The following is an 11,178-nucleotide window of genomic DNA, read 5'->3' as shown; positions in this document are numbered from 1 at the left end:
GAAAAAGCCGTCTGGCTTCGTTGCTCCTCGGTCAGAGACCGCTGCGGGTATCCTCCCTCGTCGTGCCTCGCCATCCGGCCTTTTCTGCGAAAACAGGACTCCCACGGAATTTTCAGACAGGCTCTCAGACTCCAAATCAGAATGTCGAAACCCGAAACAAATTCGCAAAAGGAGAAATGGGCAAATCCGTGCATAGTTCGAGAAGTGTGCACATGCAGAACAGCGCGTGGGTTTGCCCGCTAAACAGGATTCGACAATCCGCGGTGATCCTCCTTTAATGCCGCCATGAAACACTTCTCCTTTTTCCAATTGATCGTCTCTCTGGCGGCCACTCTGGCCCTCGTGCTTTCGGTTCGTTCGTCTGCCCAGGCGGCTGAACCCGCCTCGAACGCTCGCGAAATGCGGGTCTATTTCGGCACCTACACGGACGCCAAAAGCAAAGGCATTTACGTTTCCCGGCTCGATCTGAAAACCGGCCAGCTCGCGCCCGTCGAGCTCGCCGTCGAAACCAAGAGCCCTTCATTCCTCGCGGTTCATCCGAGCCGCCGATTCTTATATGCCGTCGGCGAAGTCGCCGATTTCGGCGGCAAGCGAGCCGGTTCCGTCAGCGCGTTTTCCATCGATCGGCAAACCGGCAAGCTGACGGTTTTGAATCAGCAATCATCGGGCGGCGACGGCCCTTGCCATCTGGTCGTGGACAAGGCCGGCAAAAACGTGCTCGTCGCCAACTACGGCGGCGGCAGCATCGCCGCGTTGCCCGTGGGCGGCGACGGCAAGCTCGCCGAGGCCAGCGCGTTCATCCAGCACACCGGGTCGAGCGTGAATCCGTCGCGCCAGAAAGAGCCGCACGCGCACTCGATCAATCTCGACGCCGCGAACCGTTTCGCCGCCGCTGCCGATCTCGGCCTCGACAAGGTTCTGATTTACAAGTTCGATCCAGCCAAAGGCACGCTCGTGCCGAACGATCCGCCTTCTGCGTCCGTCAAGCCGGGTTCCGGTCCGCGCCATTTTGCGTTCCATCCGGCAGGCCGATATGCGTATGTCATCAATGAGATTCTGTGCAATGTCACGGCGTTCGCCTACGACGCCGGCCGCGGAACCCTCACCGAAATTCAAACTATCTCGACGCTGCCCGGCGAAGTGCAGCGCGGCTATTCGACGGCGGAAGTGCAGGTTCATCCCTCGGGCAAGTTTCTCTACGGCTCGAATCGTGGCCACGACACCATCGCTGTGTTTTCTATCGATGAAAACACGGGCAAGCTCACGGCTGTGGAGAACGAATCGACTCAAGGCAAAACGCCGCGAAATTTCGGGATTGATCCCACAGGCCAATATCTTCTGGCCGCGAACCAGAACTCCGACACGGTGGTGGTGTTCCGCATCGACCCCAAGACCGGCGCGCTGAATCCGACCGGCCAGACGCTTCCCGTGCCCGCGCCGGTGTGCGTGAAGTTTCTCGCCCTTTGAGAGACCGTGGGAGCGCCGGCATCCCTGCCGTTACATTTGAGCGAAGAACTGCCGGGCGATTATCGCCTCCTTCGGGGGGATATTTTGGAGACGAATATCCAAAGTCCGCTCGCCGGCAGGGATGCCGGCGCTCCCACCATGAATCACGGCACAGCCGGCGCGACCAGGCGGTAGAAGCGGCCTTGGGCGCGCGGGGCGGGATCGAGGATCGTTTCCACGCGATTGGTGGCGCGGAACGCGATCGTCATCAGGTTCAGCCACGCCTCCGCATTCAACGAGTCCTTGAATTGCACCGTGTAAGTCCGGTTCGAGCGCGCAAGGAATTGGAGGTGCGCGGAGGCAGCATCTTTTTTGGCCCATTCCAGCTTGAACGAATCGCTCTTGTCCTTCGGGTTCGAGCCGGCCAGATACTCCTGCGCGTTGGTTAAGCCGTCGCCATCCGCGTCCAGCAATGCATCCGCGGCGTTGTTTGTCGCCAAACCATTCGCGGCCTCCCAAACGTCCGCCATGCGGTCCTTGTCGAAATCGGCAAAAACCAGCAGCGGCGCGTCCAGGCTGATGGCTGGCGTTCGAGCGGACGCAACGTTCGTGATGAGCACGCTGTAGGAACCTGCGTCGGACAACTGCACGTTGGCCAAAACCAGCGTCGCATTGGTTCCAAATGGGAGCGTCGTGGCGTCGCGCCGCCAGCGATAACTGAGCGGTGGCGTGCCGGTCGCCGCCACGTTCAGGACTACGGTATCGCCCACCAGCGCCATCTGGCCTTGCGGCTGGAGCACAATTTGCGGACGGACCAGCACGTTGATGATCGCCGGGGCGCTGGTCCTCGAGCCAATGCGATCCGCGACCACGACGTCGTAAGCGCCGCTTTGCGGCAACTGCGCGTTGGTCAACACCAGATTGGCTCCGGTAGCTCCCTGAATGTTCGCGCCGTTGAAACGCCACTGATACGTGACCGGTCCGGCGGCCTTCACCGAAACGGCGATTGGGACATTGACGCCTGGGTTCACGTTGCGGCTGCGCGGATGGAGAACGATTTTCGGCGGTTCGAGCACGGTGATCCGGGCCGGGGCGCTCGCCATAGCGCCCGTGCCATTCACGACGACAGCCTGATACTCTCCGGCATTCGCGCCGTTGATCGCGCTGAGGGACAACGCCGCGTTGGTCGCGGTGCGCAAGTTTTGGCCCTGGAAACGCCATTGATAGGCAAACGGCCCGGCGCCTTCGGCCAGCACGTTCAACGTCACGTCCGATCCGCCAACGACAATCTGGCTCGCCGGCTGCCGGGTGATGGCTGGAGGCGTCGGTTGTTTATTCGCAGTTCCAGGTGTGGGCGCGGCAACGCTCCAGGTCGCGGGGTCATTTCCGTGTTGAGTGCTGCCTTTCCGCTGGAGCGAATGGCCGATCCCATCCGCAGCGACCGGCCACGGCGCCGTGTCCGAATAATCAATTGCGTCCACCAGAATCGTTGGAATTCGCGCGGAGTTTGTGCCGGGGGCGGGCTCCGGTTCGCCCGGCTTGAACAACTTCACGCTGCCCGCCCGGTTGTCCAACCGTCCTTTGTACGGGCCCAGAATTCCGATGTCAGGAGCCACCTTGTATTTGGAGCGGAAGGCGGATAGTTGCGCCGGCTTCGTCGCAGGATTGAAAGTCACCACCAGCAAATACCCTTGCGCAGCGAGGACCTGATTGGCCGGAAATTCAAAATCCACGGTGCCGCGCAGCGTCCAGGTGTTCGTCGAATGGACCGGATCAAAGAGGGGCACGGGCTGCGCGGTGGCGTTGTGCAGCTCGATGTATTCGTCCTCGTCGTTGTCCCAGTAGCGATCGTTCGCGAACACGGCCGGAAGGTGATACATGATCTCGTTGACAATGACGGGGCCGACCTTGGGTCCGGTGTTGGCGGCCTGGAGGGAAGCAGCGAGTTGGGGCGCGAATTGTTCTTGCCCCGCGCTGTTCACCAAACGCCCGAAGGTCACGTCCGGCTCCGACCCCTCGAAGGCAAAGCCGTGCGTGTACCCTTGAAGATTTCCCGCGCTGTCCGCCGCGAACAGATGGACCTGTTCGCCAAAGCGGTTGAATGAAAAACCCGCCGAACGGTCTGGGTTGTTGTTGAAGTCGTCTTCGTCAAACACCTTGAACCCGCCGGCCGGAATCGTAGTGCCGTTCGGAATCCGGAACTTTTTTGGCGCGCCGGGATCATCGCTCAAGAACCACCCGCCCACGTGCGCCGGAGCCCCAGCGGGATTGAACAGCTCAATCGCATCTTTCCGGTCCCCGTAAGCCAGAACTTCGTTGATGACGATAGGCGCAACCGCCGGCGGGGCCGGATCCGTTTCGCCCGGCGAACCTCCCGGCTTCGCGCTGACCCGCCACGCGGACCGGAGACCGAGTTGTTCCGCGGCGGTGCTTTCGTCCGCCAGCACGAGGGAAAAGCCCAAACTGTCCGTCGCGCGATGCCAGCCGTCCGCGTAGGCGAAGTCCAGAATCGTTTCGCCCGACGTGTTCCGCATGGCGAGGCGTTCGCCGTTGTTGTCCAGGTTGCCAGAATAGGGCCCGACGATGGCGGAACGCGGCACGGTCGGATTGCGCCGGCTGAAAGCGTCGCGGTTCTTGGCCAGCACCAGCCGCCGGCCCGCGGGCAAGGCCTGATCGGAGGCGTTGCCGAACGTGAATTGGATGCCGCTGGAAAACGCGACACCGTGCAGATCGAGCGTTCGCCCGCTCGCGTTCTTCAATTCAAGGAACTCGAAATCGTCCGCCGTGATCGCGGCGTCCGCCGCTCGTTCCGCGGGCGTCGGCGCGACAGGGTTGTAGTGAATCTCGGTGACAATCAAGTCGCCCGCGCTGGGTTCAGCGAACTCCGAGAAGCGCGCCTCGGTCAAGCCGGACCACGGACTTGAAACCGGCGGATTGCTTCCGCCGACCAGGTTTCGGTGATTCTGGTTGCGGGAGCGAGCCTTCACCGTGGCCTTCTGCGCCAACGCGACGGGGCCGCTGTAAATCAGCGCCGAGGGCGACACGTTGCCGCCGGGAAGGCGCGGGTCCGATCCGTCCAGCGTGTAGTAAATCGTCGCTCCATCCGGCGCGGTCATGGTGAGGTTGAAGTCGGCGAAAAGCGGTCCGCTCACGCGGCTGAAAATGGGTTTCTGGAGCAGATTCGTGTCGAAGAAATCGATCCGGTTGGTCAGCCAGTTCTTCAAGAAATTGATCTCGCCGGCCTGAGAGTTTCCACGTTTGGGCTGCCGCCATTTGGCAAAATCGCGCGGCGCGGATTCGGCGACCTCCGCCGCCAGAGAGTCAATCAGGTTCAGAACTTCCTCGTGGCTGAACGGGCCTTCGCGCAGTTCTTGCCAGCGGTCGATCCAGCGTTGCCAGAAGTTGGGATCGCGAAACAGCCGGCTCCACCAGACTTCGGTGAAGAAGTTGGCGCCCCACTCCCGTGGATTGTCGTCGCGGCTGTCCTGGGAGCCGAGCGTCCGGTCGTAATCCCAGAGCGGGCCATACACCAGCGGACCATTGCGCGGCTTGTGAAAGAACGAACTCAAACGCAGCGCATCGACATTCCAGGTGAGGGTATCGACGACGTGGAAATCGATCCAGGCGGCGGCATTGACAAAGGGCGCGTAGCCAAGCGTCGGGTGCGCGAAGTTGGCGCTGTTGAGCGCGTCCCGGAAGGCGTTGAAATAGTTCGTGAGATACTGGCGTTGCGCGAAACGTTCAGGCAGTTTGATCTCCGCTTCTTTCGGTTCGACATACGCGATTTCCCGGCCGCCCGCATGAAGGCCGACATCGCCCGGGTCCAGCCGGTCAATCTTGAAAATGTATCCCCCGGTCACGCCCGGAGGTTCCGCATCGCCGGGGAGCAGTTCGTCGATATCGATGCGGTCTTTGCCGCGTTTGACTTTTTCCAGGATGTTGTAAACCCCGGCGTAGCTGGCGGAGGAAATCGGCCCGTTGACAGTTCCGGAGCTGACGTACACTTCCACAAAACGATAGCGCGGCGCGTAGCGGCCCGTGCGGTGGCCGAACGCAAAGGCCAGGGGATTGCGGATGAGGGACGGATCCCAATTGTAAGGGGCGTGGAAGACCCAATCCGGATCCGCCGGCAGGTCGAGAATGGAAAAATCCTTAGGCCGGTTGGCTTCATCCCATATTTCCACCGCGTAGTTCGGCTTGGGCTGGTTGGCGGTGCTGGAACCGCGATCCTTGAATGCGGCTCGCGTGGAGGAATCCGGCGCGTTGGTCAGCGCGCTGCGTCCCCGGACCGGCTCGTGAATCGTCATTACCGCCGGCAGGTAGGACGTGCCGTTGAGCCGGCCGCCGCCGAAACTGTGAATCACAAGAATGGGGAGATCCGAAGTGAAATTCACGACGTTCGCGCTCAGCGCAATGAAGCTTTCCGTCCGCACGGGGCCCGGAAACAATCCCGGCGCATACAATTGCGCCCGCACCTGCGCGCTGGTGCTGATGTTCAACGAACTGGAATAAATGGGCGAAGTGTCCCCCGGCAGCGACCGATCCAGCGTGTAGCGAATCACGGCTCCGGGAACGGGTTCCGCCGGCTTCAGGGTCAACAGGAAGGGATCGACGAATGTCGTGGTGTCTCGCGAAAACCGCACTTCGCCCGCCGAGCCGGGAAGGCCGGCTACGTTCGCCCCTCCGGGAGTGACCGCGTTAAAAAACCGAAACACGTTCGTCAGCGTCTTGGTCTGGCGCGCCACGAATTCCGGGAGCAGAAGAAAGTCCGGATCGAACTGGCTTCGGTTCAGCGCGTGAATTGCCAGCACGTTTTGTCCGGGCCGCACCAGGCTCGAACGGTCGATCAGATTGATCCGCTCGCTGACGAGCGCCAGGGCGTTGGAGCGCGCGTTGACGGCAAAGGAATTCCACTCCAGCGCGGCAGGCGCCAGCCGGCGCGCGATTTCCTGGCCGTTCAAATAAGCCACGAATCCGTCGTCATACCGCATCAGGAGCTGGAGATCGTTCACGTTGGAAAGGTCGGTTCCGGCAAAGGCGAGGCGGACGTAAGCTGTGGCGTTCACTCCGCTCACTTGCGCCTCAATATCGGTGCCGTCCAGGTTGTCGAAACTAAGCGGCCCGGTGGTCTTGTCGAACTTGAGCGCGGTCTTGGCCTTCACCCAGGATGAATCGTCAAATGCAGGCTGAATCCATTCCGTGCCGATGCTGCGGGTGGGAATGAGAATTCGCGCTTCCGCCCCCGGCGCGATCAGCGCCTCCGTGCGGACGTCTTCGATCGCCAGCCCGTAAGACCGTCCTTCCTGTTGCGGCGGGAACGTCGGGGCGAATTCGCTGGCGATGGTTTTGCCGTCGGGTTTGACCAGACCCAGGTACTCGCCATCGGCGTTGAGTTTGAAGTTCGTGTGCAATGGCTGCCCCGGCTTGGCGCGGTCAGCGCCCGACGCGTAAACTGTCAGGTATCGTTGTGGAGGGAGATTGGTCGCGGGGAAGCGCCACTTGGTCAGATTCGCCTGTTCGTCCGTGAGAGAGTAGCCTGCCAGATTCACGGCGTTGGTGCCCGCGTTGTAGATTTCGATCCAATCCGAATACTCGCCGAGGTCGTCGAGGACGGAACGATCGTTCGCGGCCATGAATTCTGAGATCAGAATGGAATCGTCGGCGCGGGCGGGCGGGAGACTGATCCTGGCCGTCAAGGTGAGGAGAAAAGCCAGGAGTACATTTGCGGGGGAAGTCATAGCAACAGCGGTCAACGTGCGCTTGGTTAGCATGGGTTGCAGCGATGCCGTGATTAGTAGGCGAACCTTCGCGATTGATCAATTCCATTCCTTGCGGAGCGACTCCGGCGTCAACCCTTGCCCACGCAGCGCCTGCAGACTCAGCGCGTCGTGCCGTTTGGCCAACCTTTGACCCGCTTCGTCCGTCATCAACGGACAATGATAAAGCGCCGGCGCAGACCAGCCGAGCGCCCGATAAAGCAGGAGCTGGCGCGCGGTGGACCTCAGCAAGTCCGCGCCCCGCACGACTTCCGTAATCTGCATGGCCGCGTCATCCACGACCACGGCCAGTTGATACGAGGGAAAGCCGTCCTGCCGCCAGACCACGAAATCCCCGAGGTCCTTCCCGGCCGTGAACCGCTGCGGGCCAAAGCCGCCATCGACAAAGGAAACAACCTCGCCGTCGGGTACCCGGAAACGCCAGTTCATTTTCCTCTCGGCGGTTGGCGATGGGCGGTTGGCAATCGGTGATTGGGGACTGCCGATTGGCGATTGCCGATTGGCGATTGACACATCCGCCAAGGCGTAATCCGTAAAACGTGAAACGTAACGCTCGCGGCACGTGCCGGGGTAAATCGGTTCGTCGTCCTCGGCGTGAGGCGCCTGCAACGCCTGTTGAATGTCTTTGCGCGAACAGGTGCAGGGATACACCGCGCCCAGATTCTGCAACTTCTCAAACGCTGCGCGATAAAGCTCCAGCCGCTCGCTTTGGACGTACGGCCCGAAAGCTCCTCCGCAATCCGGGCCTTCCTGCCAGTGGATTCCAAACCACCGCAAGTCCTCGAACAGCGCCCGGGTAAACTCCGTCTTGCAACGGGCGCGATCCAGATCTTCGACCCGCAGGACGAGCGTGCCGCCGCAGTCGAGCGCCCGCTGGTGCGCGATCCAAAACGTCCGCGCGTGGCCCAGGTGCAAAAAGCCCGTGGGCGAAGGGGCGAGGCGGCCGCGGTAAGTTCTGCGGCGGAATGATTCGTCGGTCACGGCGATTCTTTAGCACCGCCGGCAGGGAGCGTGAAACGTAATGCGTAATGCGTAAAACGTAATGCGTGAAACGTGAAGCGTGAGGCTCGGGCAACGCCTCGGTAAACGGTGGTGGAGCGAGGCTCCTGCCGAGCTGTGCATCGATAACGATTGGCTCGCCGCTCTTTTGTCCATCTTTTTGGGAGGTCCAATACTGTTAGCGATGGTAGGGACGGATTCCACTCCGTCCCTGACTACGAGCGAACGGCGCGGACTACTGGTTGGTCAGCCGATAGAATTTCGTGCCGGGGGCGAGGGGCGTCTTGAACGAGTTGGCGGTTGTGGTTTCTTTGGTCCAGGGACCAGTCACGACGCCAGCGGATTGCAGGGTGAATCCAGTGCCTTCCCAACTGATCGTCAAATTGTTTCCGTCACGCGCCAGGACAAGCCGCGGCGCTGTCGGGGGAGCGACTTGAACGGGCTTGCCGAGTTGGACGACCTCGGAAAAGAGCGTGGTGAGCGTCGGAGCGTTGGGTGTGCCAGCCGACTCTTGAGAGAAATTGGCCGTCACGGTCACACCGATTCCCACCGCGAGATTCAGCTTGGTGATGTCGAACTCAAATTCGCCCGGTTTGGGATTCAAGTCCGCGCCCGATCCTTCCACAAAAGATCCGAGGTAAGCCGCGCCCTGAATGAAACCGCCGGGCAATTCCGGAACCCGGCTCGCCAACCCTTCCTGGTCGGGAAGATAAACATCGACAATCGTCGCGGGGAAAAGATTCGTATCCGCAACCGGGACGGTCCCGATCAGCCGATTCGCGGCGCTGTTCGTAGAGAGGACGGGCGCGATGCCCTGGCCGGGATCCAGCAGCGCCTTCGCGTAGTAATTGGTGATGAAGGCCCCGCTGCTGCGGAGGGGACTCACCGGCGGCACGAAGTTGTTGACGAGCTTGTTTCCGCGAAGCGAAACGATGGCGTCCTGGCCCAGGCCATCCAAAAAATCGCGCACCAGCACCTCCGGTGTGAACAGACTCGAAGGGTAGTTGTTGAAAATGACATTGCCTTCCACGGCGTCGCTCTTCCCATCGAAATCGGAACCGATGCGCGTGGTGGCAGTCTGGCCGCTGACCAGCGGGACGCCGTTGGTGAAGCGCGTTTGGCCGTCGATGCCCACGCCGAAATAATTCCCGGCCATCACGACGTTCGTGCGCGGGCCGCCGCCGTAGAATTCAATGACGTGGTTGTAGCCGGTGGCGCTGTAGTTCGCAATCGTCCGCGGTATCACGCCGCCGAAAATATTCCGCTCGTTCTCGTCATTGACGCCGTCGCCGTCCGTCCCGATCAGCGTGCCGCCGCCGTGCCGTCCTACCTGAATTCCGCCTTCGTTGGGAAGGCCTGCCAGCGTCAGACTGTAGTCGTTTGTCCCGTTCGGCAGGACGCCGATGAAATTGCCCGCGACGCGCAGGTTGGCGCCTTCAACGATGACAGGAATTTTCATCCCGACGATGACGTTGAAACCCGCTGGCGCATTCGTGGATCGAGCCGGCACGCCGACGACGATGTTGTCGCTCAAAAAGGCGTCGGCGCCTTCGCGGAAGCGAAATCCGGTCACGCCGGCGTTGGCGCCGGCGACGGTTTTACCGTCGGCATCGACGCCCATCCAGCAACCGCTGACGCGGCCGTCGGTCGCCTTCACGGCGAAGGAGACGCAATAGATCGCCGGATCGGCATCGGACGTTTCGGGGACAAGGCGGCCCAGAAAACCGACGCCGCGCACGGTGAAATTCGCGCCGCCCACAACGCCGAGGATCGCGCTCTCTGACGTGCCGTAGCCGTCGTAATCCAGGACCGTCCGTCCTCCGTTCCGCGAATCGAGAAAGATGCGGATGCGGGCGTTGTTGGGCGCGAGGATCGGATTCGTGTTGGGGGCCGATCCGGGCTGGCTGTAGCCGTCAATCGTGAGGTGGCTCTTCTTGATTTGCGGATAACCCTCCGGTGGCGTGGCAATGTAATGCGGTCCCGCCCCGGGAATGTTGAACCGGATATCGTCGCCGTCGGCGACTCGCGCCAGCGCCTGAGCCAACGAAGTCTCGCCCGCGCCGGGGCTGATGTTATTGGTGGTGGTAACAGTGATGATGGCGGCGTTCGCGGAAAGGAACAAGGAAACGCCTCCCAACCAGGCCAGGGGCAAAGCGGCTCGTCTCATAAATTATGGCGGCGGATTATAGACTCTTGGGTGGGACCGGCAATTTTCATTTTCAAAACACGCGCAAGAGCGTGTCTTAAGAATGGGTGGCACGGGCTACCAGCCCGTTTGCGGCGGCAACTTGCCCCCGAAATCGCGGCAGGCTGGTAGCCGGTTGGCAGCCTGCCGCAACAGGCTGGGGGCCTGTTCCACCCAAAAGGCATTTTTCAAAACAGAATCGAGGAAACAAAAAAGGGCACCCCGACGAATCGGAGTGCCCTTGCGAAACGACTTCAATCACTTGCCGCCCAGGATAGCGTCCTTGGCCGCTTTGGCGACGCGGAACTTGACCACCCGTTTGGCGGGGATTTTGATTTCCTCTCCCGTGGCCGGGTTGCGGCCGATGCGGGCCTTGCGGTTCACCAGCACGAGCTTGCCGAGACCCGGAAGCGTAAAGCTGTTCTTGGCGTTTTTGTAAGCCAGCTCGGCGACATGTTCGAGGATTTCGCCGGCGGTTTTTTTCGTAGTGCCGGCCTTTTCGGCGATCGCTGCTGCAATCTGAGATTTCGTCAGTGGTTTTGCCATACTCTCTATAGTTTAGGTTTGGTGAAGTCTTTCAGACTTGCGCGTAATGAAAGCCGTTTCATGCTGGTGGTGCAAGGACAAAATCAAAAACTTTTCCCCACGAATTGAATCCAATTAATAGTGACCATAGAAAAGGGGAGGGGGAGTGGGGGAGGGGCCGGTTGACTCAGAATCGTGCTGACCCAAGCCGATGCACGAAGCATGAGTCGAAAAGCCAACAAAGAG

5 protein-coding genes are annotated in these 11,178 nt (G+C 61.0%); 1 reads left to right on the top strand and 4 read right to left on the bottom strand.

Annotation, left to right across the window (positions count from 1 at the left end; all coding sequences use genetic code 11):
- Positions 1-285: 285 nt before the first annotated feature.
- Positions 286-1,467: a lactonase family protein gene (locus FJ398_20915; GenBank protein ID MBM3840376.1), complete on the top strand. Its 1,182-nt coding sequence runs from the start codon at positions 286-288 to the stop codon at positions 1,465-1,467.
- A gap of 143 nt (positions 1,468-1,610) precedes the next feature.
- On the opposite strand, the gene FJ398_20910 is transcribed toward FJ398_20915, so the two are convergent.
- The 4 genes from FJ398_20910 to FJ398_20895 form a co-directional block, all read right to left on the bottom strand.
- Positions 1,611-7,217: a hypothetical protein gene (locus FJ398_20910; GenBank protein MBM3840375.1), complete on the bottom strand. Its 5,607-nt coding sequence runs from the start codon at positions 7,215-7,217 to the stop codon at positions 1,611-1,613.
- Positions 7,218-7,262: 45 nt separating this feature from the next.
- Entirely contained in the window at positions 7,263-8,204 is a 942-nt protein-coding gene (locus FJ398_20905) for a tRNA glutamyl-Q(34) synthetase GluQRS (protein ID MBM3840374.1), read from the bottom strand.
- A gap of 253 nt (positions 8,205-8,457) precedes the next feature.
- Entirely contained in the window at positions 8,458-10,389 is a 1,932-nt protein-coding gene (locus FJ398_20900; protein MBM3840373.1) for a hypothetical protein, read from the bottom strand.
- 276 nt (positions 10,390-10,665) lie between these two features.
- Positions 10,666-10,953, bottom strand: coding sequence for an HU family DNA-binding protein (locus FJ398_20895; protein ID MBM3840372.1), 288 nt, complete (start codon positions 10,951-10,953; stop codon positions 10,666-10,668).
- Positions 10,954-11,178: the final 225 nt, after the last annotated feature.

Source organism: Verrucomicrobiota bacterium, from assembly GCA_016871535.1.
Taxonomy (GTDB): Bacteria; Verrucomicrobiota; Verrucomicrobiia; order Limisphaerales; family SIBE01; genus VHCZ01.
This window is presented reverse-complemented; position numbering and strand designations above follow the sequence as displayed.

Coding starts and splice junctions, on each gene's coding strand:
- FJ398_20910 (MBM3840375.1), bottom strand. CDS start 7,217: ATGCTAACCAAGCGCACGTTGACCGCTGTTGCTATGACTTCCCCCGCA.
- FJ398_20895 (MBM3840372.1), bottom strand. CDS start 10,953: ATGGCAAAACCACTGACGAAATCTCAGATTGCAGCAGCGATCGCCGAA.
- FJ398_20915 (MBM3840376.1), top strand. CDS start 286: ATGAAACACTTCTCCTTTTTCCAATTGATCGTCTCTCTGGCGGCCACT.
- FJ398_20900 (MBM3840373.1), bottom strand. CDS start 10,389: ATGAGACGAGCCGCTTTGCCCCTGGCCTGGTTGGGAGGCGTTTCCTTG.